We start from the raw sequence: 26650 nt of genomic DNA on the forward strand, positions 1-26650 counted from the left end.
GCTCGGCCTTTGCCCCCAACACATTGGGGTTTGAAGCCGATGTCTCTACTTTCTCTCGCAGTCAGCACTCTTGGAGCGCCGCGGATCGGCCCGCGGCGGGAGCTGAAGTTCGCACTCGAATCCTATTGGTCCGGCAGGTCTGACGCGGCATCGCTGCAAGACGCGGCGGCCGGTCTGCGCGCCGCCAACTGGGCCCGCCAGCAAGCGCTTGGCGTGACCAATATTCCTTCCAACGATTTCTCGCTCTACGACCATGTCCTCGACACCAGCGTGATGGTCGGCGCGATTCCGGACGTCTATGGCTGGGAGGGCGGCGAGGTGCCGCTCGATACCTATTTCGCCATGGCGCGGGGCAGCCAGGGAGCAGGCGATCAGGCCTCCTGCGGTCATGGACAGCGATCCGCCGGGACCGGCGTTCCCGCGCTCGAGATGACCAAGTGGTTCGACACCAACTATCACTACATGGTTCCGGAGTTCGCGGCCGGCCAGAAATTCACGCTCGCCTCGACCAAGCCGCTCGACGAGTATCTCGAGGCAAGGTCGCTGGGATTTCAGACGCGGCCGGTCCTGCTTGGTCCCGTAACCTTTCTGAAGCTCGGCAAGAGCGCCGATCCGGGGCTCGATCCGCTGTCGCTTCTCGACGGCCTGCTCGATGTCTATGTGGAGCTTCTCGCCCGGCTCGCCGAGGCCGGCGCGGACTGGGTGCAGATCGACGAGCCATGCCTTGCGACCGACCTTGAGCCAGCGGCGCAGGACGCTTTTCGCCACGCCTATGCCCGGATCGCCGGAGAGGTGCGGGGCCTCAAGGTGATGCTCGCCACCTATTTCGGCGCGCTTGGCGACAATCTTCCGCTTGCCGCGTCGCTCCCGGTCGCCGGTCTGCATGTCGACCTGGCGCGCGCGCCGGAACAGCTCGACCAGGTGCTGGAGAGCGTGCCGGCGGACACGGTCCTGTCGCTCGGTGCGATTGACGGACGCAACATCTGGCGCGCCAATCTGCCGGCGCTTCTCGACCGGCTCGAACCGGTGGTCGAGAAGCGCGGTCTCGACCGGATCGAGATCGCCCCGTCGTGCTCGCTGCTGCATGTGCCGATCGATCTTGATCTTGAAACCGGTCTCGATGCCGACCTGAGGGACTGGCTTGCCTTTGCCGTGCAGAAGATGGACGAGCTGTCGACGCTCGGAAAGGCGCTGGTGAACGGACGCGAGGCGGTTGCTGAGCGGCTCGCTGCATCCGCATCCGCCGTGGCGCGGCGCGCCTCGTCCGCCAAGGTGCACGATCCGGTGGTGAAGGAGCGGCTCGCCGCGATTCCCGCTTCGGCCAGCCGCAGGGCCAGCGCCTATGCGTCGCGGGCACGCCTGCAGCATTCGCAGTTCGGGCTGCCGTTGTTCCCGACGACGACCATCGGCTCCTTCCCGCAGACCGCGGACGTGCGCAAGGCGCGTGCCGCCCACGCCAAGGGCACGCTCGATTCCGCCGGCTACGAAGGGTTCCTGCGCGAGGAGACCCGGCGCGTCATCCGCTGGCAGGAGGACATCGGTCTCGATGTGCTCGTCCACGGTGAATTCGAGCGCAACGACATGGTGCAGTATTTCGGCGAGCGCCTGTCGGGTTTCGCCTTCACGAAACACGCCTGGGTGCAAAGCTACGGCTCGCGCTATGTCCGGCCGCCGATCCTCTTCGGCGACGTCTCGCGGCCGAAGCCGATGACGGTTGGCTGGTGGCGCTACGCGCAGTCGCTGACGCAACGGCCGGTCAAGGGGATGCTGACCGGTCCGGTCACCATCCTCAACTGGTCCTTCGTACGCGATGACATCCCCCGCAGCGAAACCTGCCGCCAGGTCGCGCTTGCGATCCGCGATGAAGTCGCCGATCTCGAGACGGCCGGCGCGCGGATGATCCAGATCGACGAGGCGGCATTACGCGAAGGATTGCCACTGCGACATGCGGACTGGAAAGCCTATCTCGACTGGGCTGTCGGCTGTTTCCGCCTGGCGTCTTCGGGCGTCGAGGACGAGACCCAGATCCATACGCACATGTGCTACTCGGAGTTCAACGACATCATCGAGGCCATCGCGGCGATGGATGCGGATGTGATTTCCATCGAGACCTCGCGCTCGAAAATGGAGCTGCTCGATGCGTTCCAGGGGTACAGCTATCCGAACGAGATCGGGCCGGGTGTCTACGACATCCACTCGCCGCGCGTGCCGACGGTGCGGGAAATGGCGAACCTGCTGATGCTCGCGCGCGAGCGGCTTTCCGACGCACAGCTCTGGGTCAATCCCGACTGCGGCCTGAAGACCCGCAAGTGGGACGAGGTGCGCCCGGCACTCGTGAACATGGTCGAGGCCGCACGCCAGTTGCGCTCGCTTGCCCGGGAGGCGGCGGAATGACGGCCGAAGCGCCGCTCGCGGGACGTGCCGCCACCGCCTGACCGGCGATATCGCATGAACAGGGCCCGTGCCGGAGCGATCCGGCACGGGTTTTCGCTGTCTCAGTCCCAGGCGAGCGCGCCGCCGTTCTGGTACTCGATCACGCGGGTCTCGAAGAAGTTCTTCTCCTTTTTCAAGTCCATCGCCTCGCTCATCCAGGGGAAGGGATTGTCCGTCTCCGCAAAAACCGGAGAGAGGCCGAGCTGCGCGCAGCGCCGGTTGGCGATGAACTGCATGTACTGCTCGCAGGCAGCGGCATTCAGACCCAGGAAACCGCGCGGCATCGTGTCCCGTCCGTAGGACGCCTCCAGGTCGGCCGCCCGTTTCACCATGTCGCGCAATTCGTCCTGGAACGCCGGTGTCCAAAGATGCGGGTTCTCGTGCCGGATCTGGTTGATCACGTCGATGCCGAAGTTCAGGTGAATGCTCTCATCGCGCAGGATGTATTGATACTGCTCGGCGATACCGACCATCTTGTTGCGCCGTCCAAGCGAGAGGATCTGCGCGAAGCCGGTGTAGAACCACATCCCCTCGAAGACGACGTAGAAGGCGACGAGATCGCGCAGAAACGCCTGATCCGCCTCCGGCGTGCCCGTCTCGAACGAGGGGTCGTCGAGATGACGTGTGTACTCCAGCGCCCAGGCGGCCTTGTCGGTGATCGAGGGCACTTCCCGGTACATGTTGAACAGCTCGCCTTCGTCGAGGCCGAGGCTCTCCACGATGTACTGGAACGTATGGGTGTGCACCGCCTCCTCGAAAGCCTGGCGCAGCAGATACTGCCGGCACTCCGGGTTGGTGAGATGGCGGTAGATCGCCAGCACGATGTTGTTGGCGACAAGGCTTTCCGATGCGGCGAAGAAGCCAAGATTGCGCTTCACCATCCGCCGCTCGTCCTCCGTGAGACCGTCGCGCGATTTCCACAAGGCGATATCGGCCTGCATGGAAACCTCGGTGGGCATCCAGTGGTTGTTGCAGCCGGAGAGATATTTCTCCCAGGCCCATCGGTACTTGAGCGGCAGAAGTTGGTTCACGTCGGCGCGCGCGTTGATCATGCGCTTTTCGTCCACCGTGACGCGGGCGGCTCCGCGATCGATGGCGCCAAGACCTGTGGCATCCGCTGCGGGAAGCGGCGAGGACGGGGCGGCGGGCGCGGCCGCCGTGCCGTTGTCTGACCAGTCGAGCATGTCTGTCTCCGTTGTCCGGTGTGTCTTGAGGGCCGCTTACTGGCAGGCTTCGCAGTCGGGATCGTCGATGGCGCAGGCCTGCACCTGTGTTGCCGGGACGGGGTCAAGCGGGGCGGACGCCGGGCCGCCGGCGGAGACGGCGTTGAGCTTGCCGTCCGTGCCCTTGAGGGTCGACTTCTCGACGTGGGTCGCGGAGCTGGAACGCAGGTAATAGGTGGTCTTCAGCCCGCGCTGCCATGCGAGCCGATAGGTCTCGTCGAGCTTTCGGCCCGACGGATTGGCGACATAGAGATTGAGCGACTGCGCCTGGTCGATCCACTTCTGTCGACGCGCGGCGGCCTCGATCAGCCATGATGCCTCGACTTCGAAGGCCGTTGCGTAGAGAGCTTTGAGATCATCGGGGATACGGTCGATCCTGCCGACGCTGCCGTCGTAGTACTTCAGGTCCGAGACCATGACCTCGTCCCACAGACCGCGTGCCTTGAGGTCGCGAACCAGTGCCGCGTTCACCACGGTGAAGTCGCCGGACATGTTCGATTTGACGAAGAGGTTCTGATAGGCCGGCTCGATCGACTGGGAGACGCCGCAGATGTTGGAGATCGTTGCCGTCGGCGCGATCGCCATGCAGTTGGAATTGCGCATGCCGACGCGCCTGACGCGCTCACGCAGGGAGTCCCAGTCGAGCCGGGAGGTGCGGTCGGGCACGAACCCGTCGCGCGCCTCCGCCAAGAGATCGAGGCTGTCGAGGGGCAGGATGCCCTTCGACCACAGCGAGCCTTCGAAGCTTGCATAACGACCGCGCTCGGCGGCAAGCGCCACCGAGGCCGAGATCGCGTGGAAGCTCACGGCCTCCATGCTCCGGTCGGCGAAGTCGACGGCCTCCGGCGAGGCATAGGCGATGTGCTGGGCCTGGAGCGCGTCCTGGAAGCCCATGATGCCGAGGCCGACCGGGCGGTGGCGCAGGTTGGAGCGCCGGGCCTCCGGGATCGTGTAGAAATTGATGTCGATGACATTGTCGAGCATCCGCATCGCGGTGGCGACCGTGCGCGCCAGCCGGTCGTGGTCGAGACCGTCCGCGGTGACATGGGCGGCAAGGTTGACCGAGCCGAGATTGCAGACGGCGACCTCGTCCTCCGCCGTGTTCAGCGTGATCTCCGTGCACAGGTTGGAGGAATGCACGACGCCGACGTGTCCCTGCGGAGAACGGATGTTGCAGGGATCCTTGAACGTGATCCAGGGGTGCCCCGTCTCGAACAGCATGGTCAGCATCCGCCGCCACAGGTCGACGGCCCGCACCTGCCTGAACACCTTGATCTCGCCGCGCGCGGCGCGCGCCTCATGGGCCTCGTAGGCGGTCTTGAAGGCAGGGCCGTAGAGATCGTGAAGCTCCGGCGTCTCGTCGGGCGAGAACAATGTCCAGGCCGCATCGGCCTCTACACGCTCCATGAACAGGTCCGGCACCCAGTTGGCGGTGTTCATGTCGTGGGTGCGCCGGCGGTCGTCGCCGGTGTTCTTGCGCAGGTCGAGGAATTCCTCGATGTCGATGTGCCAGGTCTCGAGATACGCGCAGACCGCGCCCTTGCGCTTGCCGCCCTGATTGACGGCGATGGCTGTGTCGTTGGCGACCTTCAGGAAGGGAACGACACCCTGGCTCTCGCCGTTGGTGCCCTTGATATGAGCGCCGAGCCCGCGCACCTGCGTCCAGTCGTTGCCAAGTCCGCCGGAGTATTTGGCCAGCAGCGCGTTGTCCCGGATCGCCTTGAAGATGCCGTCGAGATCGTCCGAGACGGTGGTCAGGAAGCAGGACGAGAGCTGCGGGTGGCGGGTGCCGGAGTTGAAGAGTGTCGGCGTCGAGGTCATGAAGTCGAAGGAGGAAAGAAGCCGGTAGAACTCGATGGCGCGGGCTTCCCGGTCTATCTCGCGCACGGCGAGCCCCATGGCGACGCGCATGAAGAATGCCTGCGGCAGTTCGATGCGGGTGCCGCGCGCATGCAGGAAATAGCGGTCGTAAAGCGTCTGCAGGCCAAGGTAGTCGAATTGCATGTCGCGCTCGGGCGCGAGTGCGGCGGCAAGAGTGGCGAGATCGAAGCGGGCGAGCTCCGGATCGAGAAGTTCCTCCTCGATGCCGCGTCGCACATAGGCGGTGAAATAGGCGCCGTAGCGTTCCGCCATCTCCGCCTGCGTCGCCTGGTCAGGGCGTCCGGCAAGGAACGACAGCGCCTCGCGGCGCAGCTTGTCGTTGAGCAGGCGGGCGGAGACCTTGGCGTAGTTCGGCTCACGCTCGATCAGCGTGCGCGCGGCGAGGATCGGTGCCAGTGCCAGCTCGTCGGCGCTGATGCCGTCATAGAGATTGCGTCGCGTTTCGGCGAGGACCGTCTCGCTCGACACGTCGGCGAGTCCGCCGGTCGCTTCGCGAATGACGGTTTCGAGCCGGGCGTCGTCAAGGGCGACAAGGGTTCCGTCCGCCGAAGTCATGCGCAGGGCGGGCGGCGCGGTCTTGGCCGGAGCCGTCGCGGCGCGCTCGCGCTCGCGTTCCCGCGCGCGCTCCTCGCGGTAGAGAACATAGGCGCGGGCGACCTTGTGGTGACCGCCACGCATCAGCGCCAGTTCCACCTGGTCCTGGATGTCCTCGATGTGGAAGGTGCGACCGGCCTCGCCACCGCGCGTCAGGCCGGCGACGACCTGCTCCGTCAGTCCCTCGACGATGTCGTGCACGCGGTGCGAGGCCGCGGAGCCGCTGCCCTCGATGGCGAGGAAGGCCTTCGACAGCGCCAGCGTGATCTTGGAGGCGTCGAACGGCGTCACGGTGCCGTTGCGGCGGATCACCCGGCAGCCGGGATCGGCGGCCGGAACGGATTGAGCCCGGAGATCCGGACGTTCGGTTGCGATGGTCAGAGACATCGGCTTCAAACCCCAATTTATTGGGGGCAAAGGCCGAGCGGATGCAGGAGGAGGCCGCCGCGTGATGCAGCGACGATTGATCCATGCGATCCACCGGGACACCCCGCCCAGGGACGATACGTTGGTGTCACGGCAGGTCTCCTGGCTCGCGGGTCACAGCTTCCGTCCGGCCTTCCCGAAACCCTCAGGTTCCAGTGACGCGATAGGGACGTTGGCTCGTCGCTTACAGTTGCGGGGGCAGCTTCGGCCTTGCCCGTCCCGATTCAGGACGGCGCACCGAATTCCCTCTTAGCTCTCGATCCTGAGAATCGAGAGACCATGACTACAAGATATGGTGGTTGAAGCCGGATCTTCCGTCAATTGATTGTGTTCGACCATCCAAGAGATTTTCTCAGTGGGAGCCTGGCGCGGCGAAGCGTCGCCATAAGAAAAGGCCACGGCCGCTTGCGCGACCGTGGCCCCGTGATGCCGGGTCAGGGAGACCCCGGCCTCACTTCATGCCGAGCTGGACGCGCAGCGTTTCGGCAAGCTCCTTGATCGTCGCCTCGGGATCGGCACCCTCGGTGACCTCGACCAGTGCGGCCGAGATAAGGTCGGTCACGGCGACGCCCTCGGTGCCCGGATAGGCGTACCAGGGGCCGGCGTAGTTCGCGATCTGGGTGTGGGCGACAAGCGCGTTCGGGTTCTTTTCATAGAACGAGCCGAGATAGGCCTTGTCCTCGATCACGATGGAGTTGGCCGGGGCATAGCCGGTCGATTCCACGATGATCTTCTGGCCTTCGGGGCCGGTCACGAAGGAGATGTACTCCCAGGCGGCCTTCTGCTTGGCCGCATCCTTGGTCAGCATGACGATGCCGGAGCCGCCGGTGGGGAAGTAGACCTTCTCCTTGTCCTCGGTGGCGATCGGCAGCGGCTTCACCGCGAGCGTGAAGGCATCTCCGGCGCCCTGCTCGAAGCGCGTCTGCAGCGAGGAGCTCTCGAACATGATGCCAAGCGTACCGGCCGGCAGCGCCTGGCGGGCGTCGCTGTCGGCGTAGGACTTCATGCCGCCTTCCTTGGCGAAGCGCTGGTAGAGGCGCGCGGCCTCGATGCCGGCTTCGCTGTCGAGGGTGATGTCGGTCTCGTCCTCGTTCATCGGGCGCCCGCCATAGGCGCCGAGCAGCGACTGGTAGCGCCAGTCGTGGCGGTCGATCCATACGCCGTCGATGTTGTCGCCAAGCGCGTTGATCTTGGCAGCGAGCTCGATCACCCCGTCATACGTGGTGGGGAAATCGTCCATCGAGCCGCCGGCCTGCTCGACCAGCTTGGGGTTGACGTACATCACCAGCGTCGAGGCGGACGTGGCAAGCGCGTGCTGCTGGCCCTTGAAGCTGCCGAGCGAGAGCAGGGCGGGCGTGTAGCCGGCCTTTGCGGGATCCTCGCCGAGGAAACCCTCCAGCGGCTGCGTCAGGCCGCGCTCCTGCAGGATGCGCCAGCGGTTGAGGCCGACATAGGCGACGTCCGGCGCGGTGCCGGCGACAGCCTCGCGCAGCAGGCGCTGGACGCCTTCCGGATAGCCCTCGGCGGCGCCGTCGAGGGTGACCTTGATGTCGGGATGCTTGGCCATGAAGGCATCGGCGAGCACCTTCTGCGTGTCCGCCCAGATGGTCGGAATCGCATAGTGCACGCGGATTTCGGTTTCCTGCGCGGTCGCGGCGGTGGCGGTGAGCGCGAAGGCGGCGGCGAATAGGGCACGTCTCATGCTTGACACTCCTTGTTGACGTTTCTGCACGCGCGGTTTCTCCCGCGTCTTTCGTGGTTCCCGCGTTTCAGCCCTTGAGCCCGCTTGCCGCGAGGCCCTGGGTGAACTTCCGCTGCGCCACCAGAAAGGCGATGACCAGCGGAGCGGTGATGATCACGGCCGCTGCCATCAGCGGGCCGACGTCGTCACCGGATTCCTCGTCCCGGAAGTAGAGAATGCCGCGCGGCGGAGTGGCGAGATGCGGATCGGTCGTGGCGATCAGCGGCCAGAACAGGTCGTTCCAGTGCGCGGTGACGGAGAAGATCGCAAAGGCGGTGGCCGCCGGCATGACAAGCGGGAAGGCGATGCGCCAGACGATGGCGGTCTCGCTCAGCCCGTCGACCCGGGCGGCCTCGAAGAGCTCCACCGGAAGCTGCGAGAAGGCCTGGCGAAACAGGAAGATGCCGAAGGCTGTGGGGACGAACGGCAGGATCAGCGCCCAGTAGGAGTTGAGGATGCCAGCCTGCGCGAAACCCAGGAAGATCGGGATCGCGGTGACGTGGAACGGCACCAGCAGTGCGGCCAGAACCAGCGCGAAGACGAGGCCGCGCGCCTTGAAGTGGCGCTGGGCGAGCGCATAGGCGCAGGGCACGGCGAAAAGGACCTGGAAGATCAGGATGCCGGACACCACGACCAGCCCGTTCCACAGGAACAGCGGCACGTCGGTGCTCGTCAGCGCGACCCAGAAGTTCTGCCATTCGATGCGCGACGGCAGGAGTTGCAGTTCGGCGGTAAAGATTTCGTCCCGGGGCTTGATCGACAGAAGCAGCATCCAGGCGAAGGGAAGCAGGATCGCAGCAGCTCCGAGAAGCAGAAGCAGTGTCGAGACGGCATGGCCTGTGAGCTTTCGGATCATCTGTAGTGCACCTTCTTTTCGACGACCCGGAGCTGGACGAAGGTCAGGATCAGCAGGAAGGCGAAAAAGACCATGGTGATCGAGCTCGCATAGCCTGCCTTGAAGTAGACGAAGCCTTCCCGGTAGAGCGCATAGACGAGGGTGTCGGATGCAAATGCCGGACCGCCCTTGGTCAGGGTCGCGACAGTCTCGAAGACCCGGAACGCATTGGTCGCGGTGACAACCAGGACGAAAAGCGTGGTCGGGCCGAGCATGGGCCACGTCACCGTCCAGAAGCGCGACCAGCCGCCGCCCGCGCCGTCGACTTCGGCTGCGTCATAGAGCTCCGGCGGAATGGCGACGAGCCCGGCCAGGAACAGAACCATGTTGTAGCCGACGGTCTGCCAGATGCCGATCGTGGCCAGCGTGTAGAGCACCAGGCCGCGGTCGCTGAGCCAGTTCTGCGGCTCGCCGCCAAGCGCGACGATGGCGTGGTTGACGACGCCGAGCGAGGGGTGAAGAACCATCTGCCAGGCGACCGACATGGCAACGAGCGTTGCCGCCACGGGCAGGAAGTAGATGGCCCGCAGCGCATGGGCGAGGCCGGGCGCCCAGCCGGTCATCCGGTGCAGCCCGAGAGCGACGAGCAGGCCAAGCCCGACCGAGGCCGGAATGACGATGGCCACATAGATCAGCGTGTTGGTGATGGCGCGGCGCCCGAGCGTCGAGCCGAAGAGCTTCGCGTAGTTCTCCAGGCCGACCCAGTTCAGGCTGGGCGCGCCGAACTGATAGTCGGAGAAGGACAGAAATGCGACGATGGCGACCGGCACGAAGATGAACACGACCATCGCAAGCGTCGCAGGCCCGGCAAGCCACAGATCGGTGAGCGCCTCGCGTCGGGCGATGGAAAGGCGGCTCATTGTCCTGCCTCGCGCCGTTTGCCGGAGGCGGCATCGAAGAGATGCACGCGCTTGTCGTCGAACCCGAGCCGTACGGTGGCTCCCGGAGCCGGGATCTCGTAATCGCCGGGCGCCAGCGCGCGAAGCTCGGCTCCGCTTTCCGCCCGCAGCCCGAGGACGATCTCGGAACCGAGATACTCGGCCGTCTCGAGCCGCGCCTCTATCCTCCCGTCCGCCAGGGGCGAGAGATGTTCGGGGCGCAGGCCGACCAGCATTTCGCCGGCCGCCGGATGCAGCCCCGCCGGAGCCGTTCCCGGCTCGAAGAGGTTGATCGCGTTGGTGCCGATGAAGGCGGCGACGTCACGCGAGGCCGGCCGGTCGTAGAGGTCGCGAGGGCTGCCCGCCTGAGCGACCTGGCCGGCGATCATCACCACGATCTGGTCGGCCATTGCCATCGCCTCGGACTGGTCGTGGGTGACATAGACGAAGGGTCGTCCCGTGCGCTTGTGCAGGGCGACGAGTTCCGTCCGCATCTTGACGCGAAGGCGGGCGTCAAGATTCGACAGCGGCTCGTCGAGCAGGAAGAGAACGGGATCGCGCACCAGTGCCCGACCGAGGGCCACGCGCTGCTTCTGGCCGCCGGAGAGCTGCGCCGGCTTGCGGGCAAGCAGGGCTTCGAGCCCGAGCATGTCGGCCACGTCGGAGACCGCCTTGCGAATGCGCTCGCGCGCCGCGCCGCTCCCCGGCGCGAACCGGCCGAGGAACGGTGTGCGGCCGAGCGTCGTCAGATGGCGCATGGCAAGGGGGAGGGCGATGTTCTGCGCCACGGTGAGGTGCGGGTAGAGGGCGTAGGACTGGAAGACCATCGCCACGTTGCGCTCGTGCGCGGTCTTTCCGGCGACGTCGGTGCCTTCGAGCAGCACCTGCCCCGTGGTCGGACGGTCGAGCCCGGCCATGATCCGCAAGGTTGTCGACTTGCCGCAGCCCGACGCGCCCAGCAGCGCCGTGAAGCTGCCGGCCGGGATCGAGACGTCGATCCCGTCGAGGACCGTCTGGGGGCCGAAACGACGCGTGACGCCGCGCAGTTCCAGTGTCGTGGGTGTGACCATTGTGTTCGCCAGGTTTGTAAAGTTTCTTACATTATGCGGAGCGCGCGTGTAACTTTTATGACGAGGTCGCCATAGCCATCACATGTCCGGCGAGCCGCTCGACTGCGTCCTGCGGATCGCGTGCCATTTCAAGCCCTTCCACATCCGGCGCGCCCAGCAGGCCGATGACTGGCTTGGAGAAATGCAGGCCGTAGGCGATCTCCGAGAGCGTGCCGTAGGAGCCGCCGACGGCGACCAGAACCGCGCAGGACTTGGCGATGATCATGTTGCGCGCCTCGCTCAGGCCAGTGGCGATGGGCAGGGCGATATAGTCGTTGGCACAACGCCAGTCATGGTCCGGAACCAGACCGACCGAAAGGCCGCCCGCCCCAAGGCAACCCTTGGCTGCAGCTTCCATCACACCGCTCTTGCCGCCGCACATGACGGTGAGGCCGAGAGCGCCGAGCGCGGCGCCGATCTCTTCTGCACCGGCGTATTGAGCATCCGTTGCCGCGCGTGGGCCGATAATGCCGACGGGCACCCGGCGCGCCTTGCCGCCGCGCGTCGCGGCAGCCAGCGCCTCGCGCGCCGAGACGTCCTTCGCTCCTGCCGGGAGATCGGTCGGCTCCCAGCGCCACTGCCAGGGATCCAGTCGCCCGGCGTCGCTGTGGACCGTGTCACCGGAAAGAAAATATCGCGTGTTACCCATTGGCCAGCTCCGATCGTTGATGTAAACTTTTTTACATTCAAATAGCGAAGCAGGACAAGACCATGAATCGCGGCGCCCCGCACTCGACCCTCAGCGCGCGGCAGCGGAAGATCCTGTCGCTGACGGAGCAGAACGGCTTCGTCACCATCGAGAGCCTTGCTGAGGAGTTCGGCGTTTCGGCGCAGACGATCCGCCGCGACATCATCGCGCTTGCCGACGCGGGCCGGCTGCAGCGGTTCCATGGCGGTGCCGGGCCCACCGAGACGTTGCGGCTCGATCATGGTCAGAAGGAGCAGCTTTCCGTCGAGGACAAGGTGCAGGTCGCGCAGACGGCGGCGGCGCTGGTTCCCGACGGCGCAAGCGTCTTCCTCGATGTCGGCACGACGGTGGAAATGGCGGCCAAGGCTCTGAACGCGCGCGCGGGCTTTCGTGTCTTCACCAACAGCATGCGTGCCGCGCTCGCCTTCGATCCCTCCCGGCACGACGTCAATGTGCTCGGTCGCCGAGTCGCCGGTCGGGACGGCTCGCTTGTCGGTGAGGAGATCATGCTGGCTCTTCAGGGCCTGCGTCTCGACTATGCTCTGATCGGCTGTTCCGCGGTGGATGGAGAAGGGCGCGTGATGGACTTCGATCTGTCGAAGATCGCCGTCAAGAAGGCCGCGATGCAGGCGGCCGAAAAATCCCTGCTGCTCGCCGCATCGAGCAAGTTCGGCCGTTCCGCCCTGTCCACGATCGCCATGCTTTCCGACTTCGACATGGTGGTCGACAGCGGTCGCGAGCTCGAGGCCGGCACAGGCTAGGCGCGCAGCGTGTCGCTGTCCTGCGCCATGGAGTAGGTTGTCACCAACTGACCGCTCACCCGGTGAACTTCAATGGGCAGCCCGTAGATCGCTGAGAGCCTTTCGCCGGTGATCACGGCTTCGGGCGCGCCGTGGCAGGCGACGCGAGCGTCCTTCATGGCAATGATCGTATCGGAGAAATTGGCGGCGAGATTGATGTCGTGCAGCACGATGACGACCGTCTTGCCGTTTTCCCGCGCGGCCTTGCGCAGGAGATGCATCATCGAGACCGCGTGGCGGATGTCGAGGCTCGCCAGCGGCTCGTCGAAGAGCATGTAATCCGTGTCCTGACACAGCGCCATGGCCACGAAGGCGCGTTGACGCTGCCCTCCCGAGAGCTCGTCGAGATGGCGTTCGGCGAGCGCGCCGAGTTCCAGATGGGCGAGGGCACTTTCGATGTGGGTATGGTCCTCCGGCCCGAGGCGGCCGCGCGAATGGGGGAAGCGGCCAAAGCCAACCAGATCGCGCACGGTGAGGCGGGTTGCGACGTGGTTGTCCTGCTTGAGCACGGACATGTGCCTGGAAAGCTCTTCACCGGGCGTTCGCGCCACATCGAGGCCGCCGACGCGGACCGTGCCCGTGTCCGCCGCCAGCAGCCGTGAAATGAGACCCAGCAGGGTCGATTTTCCCGCCCCGTTCGGGCCGATGATGCCGGTGACACCACCGCGCGGCAGTGTCAGAGTGACGTCGTCAACGACGGGCGTTCCGTCGTAGGCCTTGCTCAGCCCCTTGATCTCGATCACCGCGCAAGTCCTCTCAAAAGCAAGACAATGAAGAGCAGTCCGCCGGCGAACTCGATGACGATGCCGACAACGGCCTCGAGTCCGAGGATCCGTTCAAGCACGAGCTGCCCGCCGAGCAGGATGATGATCCCCACAAGGGCTGCTGCCGGCAGGACATGCCGGTGCCGGAAGCCGGGGACCAGAAGGTAGGTCAGGTTCGCCACCAGCAACCCGAAGAAGCTCACCGGCTCGAAGGCGTTGAGCGGTCCGACGAGCGCGGTCGCGACGGAAACCTGGAGCGACACCAGCACGAGCACCAGCGCCACCTCGCGGCGGTGGTTCAGCCCGAGGTTGATCGCCACGTCGCGGCCGAGCAGCAACACGTCGAGACGGTCGCACATGCGCCACAACACCAGCGACACGAGGCCGATCAGCACGGCCGCTATGACAAGCAGGTCCGGCGCGACGCTGTTGAAGCTCGCGAAGAGCCGGTCCTGCAGCACGACGAACTCATTCGGATCGATCACCCGTTGCAGGAGCACGGTGATGCTTCGAAAAAGCAGGCCGAAGACGACGCCGACAAGCAGCAGGAGATGCAGGCTGCGGCGCTCACCGAGGAAAAGCCACCGGTAGAGCGCGAGCGAGAAGACAAGCATGACTGCCGTCTCGACGGCGAACATCAGGCGCGGCTCGACGGTGGAGAGCCGATGCGCGCCGATGGCGAAGACGAGGCCGGTCTGCAAGAGGGCGTAGAGCGCGTCGAAGCCCATGATCGAGGGCGTCAGGATGCGGTTGTTGGCAATGGTCTGGAAGATCACCGTCGAGATGGCGGTCGCCGTGGCGACGAAGCAGATCGCGGCCAGCTTGCGCCCGCGCAGAGCCAGAACGAACTCCCAGTTTCCGCGCACGCCAATGGTCATGAAGCCGACCGCGGCCACGGCCGCGAGGGCGGCGAGCAGCGCGATAACGACGACGGGGCGGGTCGTCAGGGCGGTCCGCAAGCCGGTCTCATGCGGCACGGGTCGCGTGCCTCAGCAGGAGGTGGAGGAAGATGGCGCTGCCGACGACTCCGAAGACCGTGCCGACGGGGATCTCGTAAGGGGCGACGATCAGACGGCCGATCATGTCGCAGGCAAGGACCAGTGCCGCGCCGGTCATGGCGATAACGGGCAGCGTGCGGCGCAGGTTGTCGCCCATGATCTGGCTGACGAGGTTCGGCACCACGAGCCCCAGAAACGGGATGGAGCCGACGGTGGTGACGACGATGGCCGAAACCATCGACACGATGACGAGGCCGGCGGACATGGTCTGCCGATGGTTGAGACCGAGGTTGCGGCTCATGTCGCCGCCGAGCCCGGCGATGGTGAAGCGGTCGGCGGCAAGATAGGCGAGCGCGGCCAGCGCGAAGGTCAGCCACAGCAGCTCATAGCGTCCGGCAATGACGACGGAGAAGTCGCCATGCCGCCAGGCGCCAAGTGACTGCATCATGTCGAAGCGGAAGGCGATGAAGGCGGTCAGCGATCCGATGATGCCGCCGAGCATGATCCCGGTAAGCGGCACCAGCAGCGGCGCATGAGGCGGAACCCGGCGCAGGAGCCGCAGGAAGAGCGCTGTGCCGGCCAGTGCGAAGAGCGCTGCGACCAGCGACTTGACGACGACCGGAGCACCAGGAAACACCATAAGCATGAGGAGCATGCCGAGCCCGGCGGATTCGACGGTGCCCGCCGTCGACGGCTCGACGAAGCGGTTGCGGGCAAGCAACTGCATGATCACGCCGGAGACAGCCAGGCTCGATCCGGCGAGAATGAGCGCGAAGGTGCGCGGAACGCGGCTGTCGAACAGCGCCTCCAGTGCGACCGCGCGCGTTTGCGGGTCGAGCAGGCTTTGCGGGGAAACGTCGGCGACGCCGATGAACAGGCTGGCGAGGGCCAGAAGCCCCAGCAGCGCCAGCCCGATTGCCAGGCGTTGCGTTGCCCGCCGCCGCTCCTCATTTCTTGGTTTACTCATGTCTCGTGCCGTCAGGAGGGAATGCCGCGGCCCTCAGTCGAGAGCGGCGGAGACCTCGTCCACCATGGTCTGCATCGCGGTGAGGCCGGTGCCGCCGAGGTACCAGGTGTCCGGCTGGAGATAGGTTACCTTGCCCTCCTTCCACGCCTTCGTCCGCCGCACGATGTCGTTGTCGAGCATCGCCCGTGCGGCCTGTCCCTTTTGTCCGATGGCGGCGTCGCGATCAACGACGAAGAGATGCTCTGGGTCGGCCTTGAGGATGAACTCGTAGGAGATCGCCTGCCCGTGGGTCGCCACGGCGAGATCCTTGACCGCCGGCTCCAGGCCGAACGCGGTATGGAGAATGCCGAAACGCGATCCCGGGCCATAGGCGCTCATGCGCCCGCCGGTCGTCAGGATGACGAGAGACGTGCCGGCGTCCTTCGCCTTCTCCCGCAGGGCGGCGACCGAGGTGTTCAGAGCCTCCAGCCGCCGTGAGGCTTCCGCTTCCTTGTCGAAGACCCGCGCGAGCGTCAGGACCCGCTCCTCGGCGCTTTCCAGATAGTGGTCGAGATCGGCGGAGACGTCGATGGTCGGGGCGATGGCCGACAGTTCGCGATACTTCGCGGCGGAACGGCCGCCAATGATGATCAGGTCCGGTGCCATGGCCGCCACGGTCTCGAGGTCCGGCTCGAACAGGGAGCCGATCTTTTCGTAGCGGTCCTCGTTGAATTTTCGCAGGTGCGCCGGCTTCACGCCGCTGGGCACGCCCTGAGGGTCGATGCCAAGCGCATCGAGCGTGTCGAGGGCTGCAAGATCGAAGACGAGCACGGTCTTCGGCGTGTCGGGGAGCGTGGCGACCCCCTGGGCGTGCTCAACGCGCAACTCCTCGGCCCGGAGCGTTCCCGGGATCATGGCAAGGACGCAGGCGGCGAGCGTCAGTGCCGCAGCGTGTCGTGCAAGCAGGGAGGTCATGTCTGTCTTCCGTTCATGGTCGAAGCGGTTGGTTCGCGGAGCAACCGAGTGCCGTTTCCACGGCATCAAGCGCCGCGACGATCCGGGCGGTCTGGTGGTTGCGTCCGGCGTATTCGCGGTAGGTCAGGCGCAGCTTGTCCGCGCCGGCGGCCTTCACGATGTTTGCCAGGGTCCTGGCGTTGGTGACCATCGCGTTGCCGGTCACCCATTTTCGGCGCGCCTCGATGCCGTCCTTCTGGCGCAGGTCCAGGGGGCTGAGATCCTGCTCGGCGTCCCCGACCGAGAGGGAGAGGTGCGGCGGCATCGTGTCGGGGACACGGGAAGCCTGCAGGGAGGCTTTCATGTCCAGGAGCATGCGGCGGTCATTGACCCAGAGGGACGGGCTGCTCGCCACATAGCAGTTGAACGCGCCGGGAGCCGTGCGCAGTCTCTCGAGCACCATGAGCCCGCCCAGCGAGTGCCCGAACAGCGTCTCGCTTGCCACTGTGCCTCCTGCGATCTCTCGCACAAGCGGCTTGGCATCGCGCTCCAGCATCTCGAGGAACGCGTCGCCGCCTCCAAGCTCCGGCCAGGGCTCGCCGTTCGGTCGCTCGGGCATGACATGGGTCTCCGCCGCCGGCGTCATGTCATGGACCCGGCGCGCGATAGACGCGCGCCCGAGCGGATAGGCGATGGCGGCGACCATAACCGGCGGCAGTCCGGCCCTGGCCGCCGCCGCGTTGAGCGACCTGGCGATGTCGGTGAGAAGGGCGAAGCTCTCCTCGCCGTCGAAGCTGTAGAGGATTGCATAGCCCGCCGGCCCCGCCGGCTGGTCGGGCGACCAGACGAGCAGGCGAAGCGTTTCGCCGGAAACGGAGGAGGTCAGCGGGAGCTCGATCCCGCCTTCGATCCGCACGGGTTCTTGCGCATGACCGCCGACGGCCGCGGCGAGAAACGCCGCGGCCGCGAGGGCAAGGCCCGCGATGGGGTGTCTTGTGCTCATTCACGATCCGTTGGCTGCCAGACGATCTCGGGCTTTTCGCGCCAGGCGAACCGCTCGAGATGGTCGTGGACGACGAACTGGGTCCGGCGAAGCGTGTCCTGGGTGTCCGACACGCATTCGATGTGCAGCACGTCATCCCCGGCCTTCAGGCGGCAGTCACCGAAGGGAAAGTCGACGGAGCCCTCGCTGGCGTCGAATGTGACCGAGACCTTGTGCGCGAAGTGCTTGCAGAGCTGCTGCAGGTAGCGCGACGCGTGCTGGGTCTCGACCCTGGCTTGCGATCCTGGCATGGGCGATCCTAGAACCTTGCTGACAGGCGGAATTTCGCCGCACGCGGCTCGCCGTAGAAGTTGAAGACCGAGGTGCCGCCGACGCGCGAGTAGTACTTCTGGTCGAAGACGTTGGTCACGTTGAGCGTGGCCTTCAGGTTGTCGTTGATGTTGTAGCCGGCCATCACGTCCGCCGTGGCATAGCCGGGCGCCTTGATGGTGACGCCCTGCGATACGCTCGAGAACGAGCTGAAGGCGCTGACGCCCGCGCCGACGAAGGCCCCCTCGAGCGCGCCGAAGCGGTCGTCGAAGGAGTATTTCGCCCAGAGCTGCAGCATGTGCTTCGGCGTGTAGGTGCTGAAGGTCTCGCCGGCGGAGGCGGCGTTCAGATACTGGCTGTAGGTGTAGGTGTAACCGGCCGTGACCTCGAGACCCGGAAGCGGAGAGCCGAAGGCCTGAAGCTCCACGCCCTGCACCTCGACCTCGCCCTGGGCGATGGAAGAACCCGGGTTCAGCGGATCGGAAATGGCGCGGTTGTTGTCGCGAAGATTGAAGTAGGAGAGCGACGTGGTGACGTTGCCGTCGAAGAACTCGCCTTTCAGCCCGACCTCGTACTGACGTCCCTCGCGCGGGTCGAGGAGATTGCCGGATACATCGGTTGCCGACTGCGGCTGGAAGATCTCCGTGTAGCTCGAATAGGCCGACAGGAGGTTGTTGATGTCGAAGACGATGCCGGCATAGGGGGTCACATGGGCATTGACCGACTGCTTGTTGGTAACGGCTCCGGTCGCCAGGTTCTTCGTCGTCGCGCCATACCACGTCAGCCGGCCGCCGCCGATCAGGGTCAGGCGCTCGATCGGCTTGACGCGCAACTGGCCGTAGACGCCGAGCTGGTCGGTCTGGGTGCCTGTGTTGACGGTGTAATTGACCACTGGATACGGCAGGTTGGTCTGCCAGTTGTAGATGTTCTGGTCGACCGTGATCGTTCCTGCACCCTGGTGCAGAGTGGCGTCCTGGTTGCGGTAGTCGGCGCCGAGGATGACATTGTGCTCCTGGCCGAAAAGCTCGAACGGCTTGCTCACGTGGGCATCGACCGAAAGCGCGTCCGACTTGTACTTGCGGGCGAGCCAGCGCGAGTCCGATGTGTCGCCGCCGCCGGAAACAATGTCGCCGTTCGAGGCGACATAGCCATTGGCCCAAGCGTACATGAAGTCGACGTCCGTGACCTGATAACGGGCGGAAACCTTTGCGTGCCCGCCGTCATCGAACTTGTGCTCGACCTCGCCGATGTAGTCGGTGACGCTGTTGTCGAAATTGTTCCAGTCGGCGCCCGTGAAGGTCGAGCGGTCGAGGTTCAGCAAGGTGCCGTCCTGTGCGGTCGGCAGTCCGTTGAACGGGGTGATATCGCGGACCTGATGGCTGATCGAAAGCGTCGCCGTGGTGTTTGTGCCGATATCGGCCTGTATCGTGCCATAGGCGACGCCGACGCCGTTCGTCACTGTGTCGACGAAGCCGTCCTCGCTCTCGAGTACACCGACGAACCGGCCGCGCACGGAGCCGGATTCATTGAGCGGCCCGGTGATGTCGATTTCACCGCGCTTGTCGGCCCAGGACCCGAAGGCGCCGTCGAAACGCGCCTCAAAGTCGCGTTTGGCCTGCTTCAGGCGCATGTTGATCGTGCCCGCCGGTTCCCCCGTTCCGCCGAACAGGCCGGAGGGACCATGCAGGATCTCCACGTGATCGACGATGGCCATGTCCGGCTGGGTGCCATAGACGCTCGAAAGCGGTGCTGACAGGCCGTTGAAGTAGAGAGAGTCGAATTCGAAGCCGCGGGAGAACAGGCTTGAGCGGCCATTGTCATTGTTCAGAACGACGATGCCGGGCGTGTCGCGGAGTGCCGTGTCGAGTGAGGTGTAGCCGCCGTCGTCCAGCCTCTCCCGTGTCAGGACTGTCGTCGTCTGCGGGATCTCGCGAACCGACATCACGTCCTTTTCGCCAACGCTGATGAGGTTCGTCGTGTAGCTGTTGCTGTCGTCTGTCTCGTAGCTCGCGCCCTCGATCACGATGCGGTCAAGTGTCGTCGCTCCGCCATCCTGGGCGAACGCTGGGCCGGCAAGCCAGACGCCAATGAAGGTGGACGCCAACAGGGCGCTGCTGGAGCGCACCAGCACACCGCCCGGACGCATCCGGCAGGTCTTTCTCGTAGCCATCTGTACCCCCATACACCGTTCGGCCCTGTTCGCCGAACGTAAACTTGATGAAAACATTCATGTTTGTTAGTGAAGGCGGGAACGACGCGCCAGCGCCCTTTCTTTGAGGAGGCGTCAAAGATGTTTGCAGGAGCGGCGGCGTGCACGAAAGGCGGCTTCAGGTGGCGACCGGTTTCAACATCAAGGACAGCGACGTGCTGGCGACGGACCTCAGCGAACATGCGACGCTGACCGGTCCGGGCTTTCAGCTCCTGCGTCCTCTCATGACCTCTCCGCAGGCGATCCTGCACGGCGATCACCGTATCGCGCGGCTGCGCTCGGGGCTCAGCATCCACACGTCGGATACCGTTACACTTCAAGATGTTACCACGGTCGTCGAGCAGCCGGCCGGCCTGACGGTGATGGTCTTTCTGTCCGGGGCCGTCGACGCCACGATCGGTGGGGTGCCGCTCGACGTGGGGCGGCGCGCGGACGAGCCCGTGCGCGGGGTGATGATCTCGAGGGCACGGGCGGATCGATTCGTCCGCCACGCCCGCAAGGGCGACCGTATGCGCAAGGTGACCGTCACCGTTTCTCCTGCCTGGCTGGGCGAGAGCGGCTTCGATGGCACGGCGGATCGGCAGACCCTTCAAGCGTTCTGTCGCACCCATCTGGCGCGTGTCGACTGGGTGGCGAGCCCGGCGTTGATCGCCATCGCGGAGCAGATGCTGCATCCGCCGGAGAACGGCATTTACCCCGAGCATCTCTATCTGGAGAGCCGGGCCCTAGATCTTTTGGCGGAGGCTTTTGCGGCGTTGGCGGCGCGCGGGCGGGCGAAACCGCTGGCGCAGCTTTCACCGGTGGACGCGCGACGTCTTCAGGCAATCGAGGAGAACATGCAGGCGGCCGATGCCGAGGGCATGTCGATCGAGCAGCTCGCGCGGCTCAGCGGTGTCAGCGTCAGCAAGATGCAGCGGCTGTTCCGGCTCGCGCATGACATGACGGCCTCGGAGTTCATTCGCCGTCGCCATCTGTTGCGCGCGCGCCAGTTGCTCGAGCGGGAGGGCGTGAGCGTTGCCGTTGCCGCCGACCTGGCGGGTTACGCAAGCGCCGCGAATTTTGCCACGGCCTTCCGTCGAGAGTTCGGCCTGTCTCCGCGCGAGGCGCGCAAGAGCGCGAAGGGGTGAGGCGAGGCCCTCTTCAGGGCTTTATAAACAGCCCCAGTGCGCGGGAAAGCAGCGGCTGAAGCGGCTTCAGGCGGAAAAGACGGGTGAGTGCGATCATCGCCTTGAGCCGTGTGCTGCCGATACGCCCGATCTCCCTGCCTTCGGCGTCTCGCCAGATATGCGCCTGTCCGGACGCAAGCAGCCTGCGACGGTAATCCTTGCGCGCCTCATTGTAGACGTCGACCCAGGAGCCGACCTGGTTGCTGACCTGGTGCTGACCAGGATGCTTGCGGCCGAAGTTGGCGAGTTCATTGAGATACAGCGGCAGATAGCCTTGCTTGATGAATTCGAAATGAAAGTCGAGGACGGGGTCGATCCCTTCCAGCCGGGGCTCTTTTTCCTCCCCAAGCATGATCGAACGGAAGACATCGGCGCGCACGACATAGCTCAGTTCGGAAAAGTAGGAGATCCATTTTCCGTCGTCCGTGATCCACGGCAGGAGCCACTGCCGCTTCTGGGCGATGGGGTATTTCTTGCGAAAGTTCGGCGGATAGAACGAGCGGCGCAAGGTGCCGTCCGTCTCCATGTTGGCGCTCGCTCCCCAGATCAGGGACGTCTCCGGATCGGCGTTCAGCGCCGCCACCGCATGGGACAGCCAGTGCGGTCCGAGATAGCCGTCGGTCGACGTCATGAAGGCGATGTATTTGCCTCTGGCGGCGCGGGTCGCCCGCTTGACGCCGTCGGCACGTGACCGATCCGCTCCCTCAAGAACCGTGAGCTCGGGATATCGAGCCATGATTTCCAGGGATCCATCGGTCGAACCGCCATCGGCGACGATCACCTCGATATTGACATCGCTCTGGAGCAGGATTGTCTTGATGGCCGTTTCCAGATGATCGGCGTTGTTTTTGTTGAGGAACAGGATCGAGATCAGCTCGGAAGACATGTTGCTGCTTTCTTGGCTTCCCGAGCGCCGCACGTGCTCAAGCCGACTCTGGAACGGGGCAATCGATAAAAAGGCCGGTGCAAATTCAATTCGCCATGAGGGGAATGTGAAATTCACCGAACTCTTGGTTGCACGATCAACGCGTCACCTGCAAGCACGATCCGTGCTATCTGAAGGCGCTTGTGCAGCGTTGCCGACAGGGACGGAAGTGTATGACTTCATTGCTGACGGGCTCGCACACCGGCGGTTTTGCCGCCGTCTGGTGGGTTGACTGTGCAGCTGGTTGTTGCGACACGCTAGCTGTCCGACGCCTGATTTGCCGCAACGGTCACCGGATCGTGGGGAGCGGTGCCGAGAAGGAAGATTGAATGAACAGAAAGCTCGACCTGCTGATCGTCAATCCGAGTTCTGCCGCCAAGGCTTATCAGGATCTGGCCAAGGTCTATGCAGCGATCGAGCCTCCGACCTGGGCTCTGTTGCTGGCCCAGTCGATGCGCAGCAAGGGACACGGCGTCGCCATACTCGACTGCGACGCGGAGAGACTGTCCCTTGAAGAGGCGGCCGAGCGTATTGGCGATGCCGACCCCCGCGTGGTGCTCTTCTGCGTCTATGGCCAGAATCCGAATTCCGGCACCACGAGCATGATTGGCGCCACCCTGCTGGCCGAGGCGGCGAAGAACGAAGCACCGGAGCGGACCGTTGCTTTCGTCGGCTCTCACACGAGCGCGCTTCCGCGCGAGGTGTTGGCCTATCCCTTTGTGGATGTGGTGCTCCTCAATGAGGGCGTTTACGCGCTCGACAATTTGCTGAAATCGGATCTTGCGAGCGACCTGCCCGCCATTCGCGGCATCGGCTGGAAGTTGCGCGACGGTGGTGGCGCGGCGCGCCAGGTCATCAACCCGGCGGAGCGGGTGGTGCCCAACGAGCTGATGGATCAGGACCTTCCCGGCTATGCCTGGGACCTGCTGCCCTATCGCGAGAAGCCTCTGGATCTCTATCGTGCGCATTTCTGGCACGCCGGCTTCGATCACGACAAGCGAACGCCATTCGCCGCGATCTACACCTCCCTGGGGTGCCAGTTCGCCTGCAATTTCTGCATGATCAACATCGTGAACCGCACCGACGCGGACGACGATGTCGACGCATCGCACTCCAGGGGCATGCGGTTCTGGAGCCCTGAGTTCATGCTTGCCGAGATCGAGAAGCTGGCGGGCATGGGTGTCGAGACGCTGCGCCTGTCGGACGAGATGTTCTTTCTCAACCGGCGCTACTACCATCCGCTGCTGACCGGCATCATCGAGCGCGGGCTGGACCTCAACATGTGGGCGTATTCACGTGTCGACACGGTGCGCAAGGATCGCCTCGAGCTCTTCAAGAAGGCGGGCGTGAACTGGCTGGCGCTCGGGATCGAGGCAGGGAACCAGGTCGTGCGCCAGGAGGTGTCGAAGGGCAGCTTCAAGGATGTGAACATCCGCGAGATCTGCGGCACGATCCAGGACAGCGATATCAATATCATCAGCAACTACATCTTCGGCTTTCCCGAGGATACGCAGGAGACGATGCAGGAGACGCTGGATCTCGCCCTCGAACTCAACACCGAGATGGCGAACATGTATCCGTGTCAGGCGCTGCCCGGCAGCCCGCTCTACACGCAAGCACGGCGGGAAGGGTGGGATCTGCCCGACAGTTACGAGGCCTTTGCGTTCCTGTCCTATGATGCAAAGCCCCTTGCGACCCGCCACTGCAGCGCGGCAGAAGTGCTGCGGTTCCGCGACGATGCCTGGCAGACCTATTTCACCAATCCCGACTATCTCGATGTCGTCGAACGCCGCTTCGGATCGCAGCAACGGGCCAACGTCGAGGACATGACGAAGATTCGCCTTAAGCGCAAACTGCTGGGGGATTGAGCCGCAGCATGATCATCACCCGCACGCCCTTCCGGATTTCCTTCTTTGGAGGAGGTACCGATTTCCCGCCCTGGTTCATCGAGAATGGCGGTGCGGTGATCTCGACCACAATCGACAAGTATTGCTATATCACCTGTCGATATCTGCCGCCGTTCTTCGAGCATCGGCACCGGATCGTCTATTCGAAGATCGAGAACGTCCAGCGGATCGAGGAAATCCAGCATCCCGCGGTTCGCGGCGTTCTCTCCGATCTCGGCGTGGTCGACGGCATCGAGATCCACCACGACGGCGACCTGCCCGCCCGTTCGGGGCTGGGCTCCAGTTCGTCCTTCACCGTCGGTCTGTTGCACGCCATCAATGCGCTCGAGGGCCGCATGTCGAGCAAGCAGGGGCTGGCCGAGAGCGCGATCCGCATCGAGCAGGACGTTCTCGCGGAGAATGTCGGTTGCCAGGACCAGATCGCCGTCGCCCATGGCGGCTTCAACCGCATCGATTTTCTCAAGGGCGGAGGGCACGAGGTTCGGCCTGTGGTCTGCACGCAGGACCGGCTCGCAGCGCTCGAAGGTCGCCTCATGCTTTTCTTCACCGGCGTGAGCCGCTTCGGATCGCAGGTCGCCGCCAAGCAGGTCGCCAACATCGGCAAGAGCGGCGCCAATCTGGAGCGCATGCGGGAGCAGGTCGACACGGCCGTTGGCATTCTCTCCGACCCGTCCGCCGACATGGACGACTTCGGCCGCCTTCTGCATGAAGCCTGGCAGCTCAAGAAGGGGCTCTCCGACAGCATCAGCACCGCCATGATCGACGAGATCTATGCCCGGGCGATGACCGCAGGCGCCATTGGCGGCAAGATTCTCGGGGCCGGCGGCGGAGGTTTCATTCTCTTCTTCGTGCCGCCGGAAAGGCGTCGCGACGTTGCCAGGGCACTCGACGGCCTGACCCATGTCCCCTTCCATTTCGAGCGAGACGGAAGCCAGGTCGTGTACTACAAGCCCTCTGACGGGCCGTTGCGCCCCGGTCATGCCGGTTGATGCGAGGAACAGCCACATGCTCAACGACCTGACACATCTGGCCGACAAGGCCGCCTGGGTCTGGCGTCAGACGCTGGAGATCCATGCGCGCGCGCCGGAAACGCGCATTGCCTCATCGCTCTCGCCCATCGAGCTTTTCGTCACCCTCTACTACGGCGAGGTTCTGAAGCAGTTCCCCAAGGATCCGCTGAACCCGGAGCGTGACCGGCTGATCATCAGCAAGGGGCATGGCTCGATCTGCATGTATCCGATCCTCGCCGATCTCGGTTTCTTTCCGGTCGAGGAACTGCAGAGGGTGTGCAAGGCCGGGGGCTTTCTCGGCGGCATTCCCGATCCGGTGATCCCCGGCTACGAGACGGTGAACGGCTCGCTCGGTCACGGGCTCGGCGTGGGGACCGGCATGGCGCTGGGTTCGAAGCGCGGGGCAACCGATCGCAACGTCTTCGTGCTCTGCGGCGACGGCGAGTTGCACGAGGGATCGAACTGGGAAGCGATCATGTTCGCCGGCCATCATGGCCTCGACAACATGCATCTCCTCGTCGACGACAACGCCATCGCGATGCTTGGCCGCACCCATCAGATCGTGGGGCATGGAGACCTCGCCTCCAGGCTGGAGAGCTTCGGCTGGGAGACGGTTGTGGTCGACGATGGCCACGACGTGACGAAACTCTATCCCGCGCTCATGGACATGAAGGCCCGGCGCAAGGGAAAACCCAAGGCGCTTGTTGCCAAGACAATCAAGGGACGCGGCGTGCCGGGCGTGGAGGACATGCCGCTTGCTCACGTCATGGCGCCGCGGCCCGAGGTCCTTGCCAGCCTGTTGGAGAGAGAATGACCCTCGCAGCAGTAAAGCCGATGGCCATGCGCGATGCGCTTTTGTCGCGCATTCGCGACGCCATGGCGGATGATCCGACGATTTTCTTCGTGACTGCCGATTTCGGCTCGCCCGTCATCGACGATATCAGCACGCGTTTCGCGGATCGTTTCGTCAATGTGGGCGTCGCGGAGCAGAACCTGATCAATGTGAGCGCCGGCCTGGCGCTCGAAGGCTACAACGTCTTCGCCTATGCGATCGCCCCCTTCATCACGATGCGCTGTCTCGAGCAGATCCGCGTCAATCTTTGCCTGCTCTCGCAGGTGCGCAGCATGTCCGTGACGCTGATCGGCGTCGGCGCGGGCTACAGCTATGTCGTCTCGGGTCCGACGCACCAGTGCTACGAAGACATCTCGATCATGCGCTCGCTGCCTGTGGTGGGACTGTATTCGCCAAGCGACCATCTGGAGGCGGCGGCAACGTTCGATGCGTGCCGCGAGCCCGGCATTCGCTACCTGCGGCTCGACGCACAGGTGCTGCCGCCGCTCGACGAGAATGGCGCCGCGTGGCGCGCCGACGGTTTCCGGCTGTTGCGTGACGGGGCCGCGGCGTCCAGCGGCGGCAAGACCGTCGCCCTGGTTGCCTCCGGCTACATGACCCACACCGCTCTTGCCGTCGCCGATGCTCTGGCGCAGCGGGGCGTCGGTGCGGTGCTGGTCGATCTGGTCGATATCACGGGTGTCGACCGCGATGCGCTTGCGCGCAAGCTCGCAGGGGTCGACCTGATCGTGTCGATGGAAGAGGGTTTCGCCGGTCGCGGCGGCGTCGATGCGGTTATAGGCGGGCTGATCCGCGAGGCGGCCATCGAAACGCGCTTCCTGCCCATCGGCGTGCCGCCTGAATACAGTTTCGAGCTCGGCACCCGCGTCGAGCTTCATGATCGCATCGGCATCGGTGCGGACGCCTGCCTGAGGCGTATTCTCGAGCTTCTCTAACGC

The 26650-nt window shown here is 64.8% G+C and carries 22 protein-coding genes and 1 riboswitch; of the genes, 7 read left to right on the forward strand and 15 right to left on the reverse strand.

Annotated elements, in window-relative coordinates; all coding sequences use genetic code 11:
* The first annotated feature begins 39 nt into the window (after positions 1–39).
* Positions 40–2394, forward strand: coding sequence for a 5-methyltetrahydropteroyltriglutamate--homocysteine S-methyltransferase (gene metE, locus ACN0WF_RS15315; protein ID WP_417773641.1), 2355 nt, complete (start codon positions 40–42; stop codon positions 2392–2394).
* 101 nt (positions 2395–2495) lie between these two features.
* Here metE and ACN0WF_RS15320 read toward each other — a convergent pair whose 3' ends face one another.
* The 7 genes from ACN0WF_RS15320 to ACN0WF_RS15350 form a co-directional block, all read right to left on the reverse strand.
* Positions 2496–3617 (reverse strand): ribonucleotide-diphosphate reductase subunit beta, encoded by a 1122-nt coding sequence (locus ACN0WF_RS15320; protein ID WP_417773642.1) that lies wholly within the window; start codon positions 3615–3617, stop codon positions 2496–2498.
* A 36-nt stretch (positions 3618–3653) separates the two neighbouring features.
* Positions 3654–6518, reverse strand: a complete 2865-nt coding sequence (locus tag ACN0WF_RS15325; protein ID WP_417773643.1) for a ribonucleoside-diphosphate reductase subunit alpha — start codon at positions 6516–6518, stop codon at positions 3654–3656.
* Positions 6519–6631: 113 nt separating this feature from the next.
* A riboswitch (cobalamin riboswitch) is annotated at positions 6632–6854 on the reverse strand.
* A 154-nt stretch (positions 6855–7008) separates the two neighbouring features.
* Positions 7009–8259, reverse strand: a complete 1251-nt coding sequence (locus tag ACN0WF_RS15330) for an ABC transporter substrate-binding protein (protein ID WP_417773644.1) — start codon at positions 8257–8259, stop codon at positions 7009–7011.
* 67 nt (positions 8260–8326) lie between these two features.
* Positions 8327–9154 (reverse strand): carbohydrate ABC transporter permease, encoded by an 828-nt coding sequence (locus ACN0WF_RS15335; RefSeq protein WP_417773645.1) that lies wholly within the window; start codon positions 9152–9154, stop codon positions 8327–8329.
* Positions 9151–10053: a carbohydrate ABC transporter permease gene (locus ACN0WF_RS15340; protein ID WP_417773646.1), complete on the reverse strand. Its 903-nt coding sequence runs from the start codon at positions 10051–10053 to the stop codon at positions 9151–9153. Before ACN0WF_RS15340 ends, ACN0WF_RS15335 begins: the two co-directional genes overlap by 4 nt.
* The gene (locus ACN0WF_RS15345) at positions 10050–11141 is read right to left on the reverse strand and encodes an ABC transporter ATP-binding protein (protein ID WP_417773647.1); all 1092 of its coding nucleotides are present in this window, start codon (positions 11139–11141) and stop codon (positions 10050–10052) included. The genes ACN0WF_RS15340 and ACN0WF_RS15345 overlap by 4 nt, the downstream gene beginning before the upstream one ends.
* Positions 11142–11196: 55 nt before the next feature.
* A complete protein-coding gene (locus ACN0WF_RS15350; RefSeq protein WP_417773648.1) occupies positions 11197–11829 on the reverse strand; it encodes a TIGR00725 family protein in 633 nt (210 codons plus the stop codon).
* A 62-nt stretch (positions 11830–11891) separates the two neighbouring features.
* Here ACN0WF_RS15350 and ACN0WF_RS15355 point away from each other — a divergent pair, with 62 nt between their 5' ends.
* Entirely contained in the window at positions 11892–12629 is a 738-nt protein-coding gene (locus ACN0WF_RS15355) for a DeoR/GlpR family DNA-binding transcription regulator (protein WP_417773649.1), read from the forward strand.
* On the opposite strand, the gene ACN0WF_RS15360 is transcribed toward ACN0WF_RS15355, so the two are convergent.
* The 7 genes from ACN0WF_RS15360 to ACN0WF_RS15390 are packed head-to-tail and all read right to left on the reverse strand — an operon-like array spanning position 12626 to position 19812.
* Positions 12626–13411 (reverse strand): ABC transporter ATP-binding protein, encoded by a 786-nt coding sequence (locus ACN0WF_RS15360; protein WP_417773650.1) that lies wholly within the window; start codon positions 13409–13411, stop codon positions 12626–12628. The two genes, ACN0WF_RS15355 and ACN0WF_RS15360, sit on opposite strands and share 4 nt — an antisense overlap.
* Positions 13408–14379, reverse strand: a complete 972-nt coding sequence (locus ACN0WF_RS15365; RefSeq protein WP_417773698.1) for an iron chelate uptake ABC transporter family permease subunit — start codon at positions 14377–14379, stop codon at positions 13408–13410. The genes ACN0WF_RS15360 and ACN0WF_RS15365 overlap by 4 nt, the downstream gene beginning before the upstream one ends.
* 19 nt (positions 14380–14398) lie before the next feature.
* On the reverse strand, positions 14399–15397 hold the full coding sequence (locus ACN0WF_RS15370; protein WP_417773651.1) for an ABC transporter permease: 999 nt from the start codon (positions 15395–15397) through the stop codon (positions 14399–14401).
* Between the two features lie 33 nt (positions 15398–15430).
* Positions 15431–16351, reverse strand: a complete 921-nt coding sequence (locus tag ACN0WF_RS15375) for a siderophore ABC transporter substrate-binding protein (RefSeq protein ID WP_417773652.1) — start codon at positions 16349–16351, stop codon at positions 15431–15433.
* 13 nt (positions 16352–16364) lie between these two features.
* A complete protein-coding gene (locus ACN0WF_RS15380) occupies positions 16365–17333 on the reverse strand; it encodes an alpha/beta hydrolase (protein ID WP_417773653.1) in 969 nt (322 codons plus the stop codon).
* Positions 17330–17623 carry a DUF2218 domain-containing protein gene (locus ACN0WF_RS15385; RefSeq protein ID WP_417773654.1) on the reverse strand — a complete coding sequence of 98 codons (294 nt, stop codon included), beginning with the start codon at positions 17621–17623 and terminating at the stop codon, positions 17330–17332. Before ACN0WF_RS15385 ends, ACN0WF_RS15380 begins: the two co-directional genes overlap by 4 nt.
* An 8-nt stretch (positions 17624–17631) precedes the next feature.
* Positions 17632–19812, reverse strand: a complete 2181-nt coding sequence (locus ACN0WF_RS15390; RefSeq protein ID WP_417773655.1) for a TonB-dependent siderophore receptor — start codon at positions 19810–19812, stop codon at positions 17632–17634.
* 140 nt (positions 19813–19952) lie between these two features.
* On the opposite strand from ACN0WF_RS15390, the gene ACN0WF_RS15395 reads away from it, so the two are divergent.
* Complete coding sequence (locus ACN0WF_RS15395; RefSeq protein WP_417773656.1) at positions 19953–20978, forward strand: helix-turn-helix domain-containing protein; 1026 nt, start codon at positions 19953–19955, stop codon at positions 20976–20978.
* A gap of 13 nt (positions 20979–20991) precedes the next feature.
* Here ACN0WF_RS15395 and ACN0WF_RS15400 read toward each other — a convergent pair whose 3' ends face one another.
* The gene (locus tag ACN0WF_RS15400) at positions 20992–22020 is read right to left on the reverse strand and encodes a glycosyltransferase (RefSeq protein ID WP_417773657.1); all 1029 of its coding nucleotides are present in this window, start codon (positions 22018–22020) and stop codon (positions 20992–20994) included.
* A 251-nt stretch (positions 22021–22271) separates the two neighbouring features.
* Between ACN0WF_RS15400 and ACN0WF_RS15405 the strand changes: the two genes are divergently transcribed.
* The 4 genes from ACN0WF_RS15405 to ACN0WF_RS15420 are packed head-to-tail and all read left to right on the forward strand — an operon-like array spanning position 22272 to position 26647.
* Positions 22272–23810 (forward strand): B12-binding domain-containing radical SAM protein, encoded by a 1539-nt coding sequence (locus ACN0WF_RS15405; protein ID WP_417773658.1) that lies wholly within the window; start codon positions 22272–22274, stop codon positions 23808–23810.
* 8 nt (positions 23811–23818) lie between these two features.
* Positions 23819–24838 (forward strand): kinase, encoded by a 1020-nt coding sequence (locus ACN0WF_RS15410; protein WP_417773659.1) that lies wholly within the window; start codon positions 23819–23821, stop codon positions 24836–24838.
* A gap of 16 nt (positions 24839–24854) precedes the next feature.
* The gene (locus ACN0WF_RS15415; RefSeq protein WP_417773660.1) at positions 24855–25673 is read left to right on the forward strand and encodes a transketolase; all 819 of its coding nucleotides are present in this window, start codon (positions 24855–24857) and stop codon (positions 25671–25673) included.
* The gene (locus ACN0WF_RS15420) at positions 25670–26647 is read left to right on the forward strand and encodes a transketolase family protein (RefSeq protein WP_417773661.1); all 978 of its coding nucleotides are present in this window, start codon (positions 25670–25672) and stop codon (positions 26645–26647) included. Before ACN0WF_RS15415 ends, ACN0WF_RS15420 begins: the two co-directional genes overlap by 4 nt.
* Positions 26648–26650 lie beyond the last annotated feature (3 nt).

The sequence above is a fragment of the Stappia sp. genome (assembly GCF_048268045.1).
Classification (GTDB): domain Bacteria; phylum Pseudomonadota; class Alphaproteobacteria; order Rhizobiales; family Stappiaceae; genus Stappia.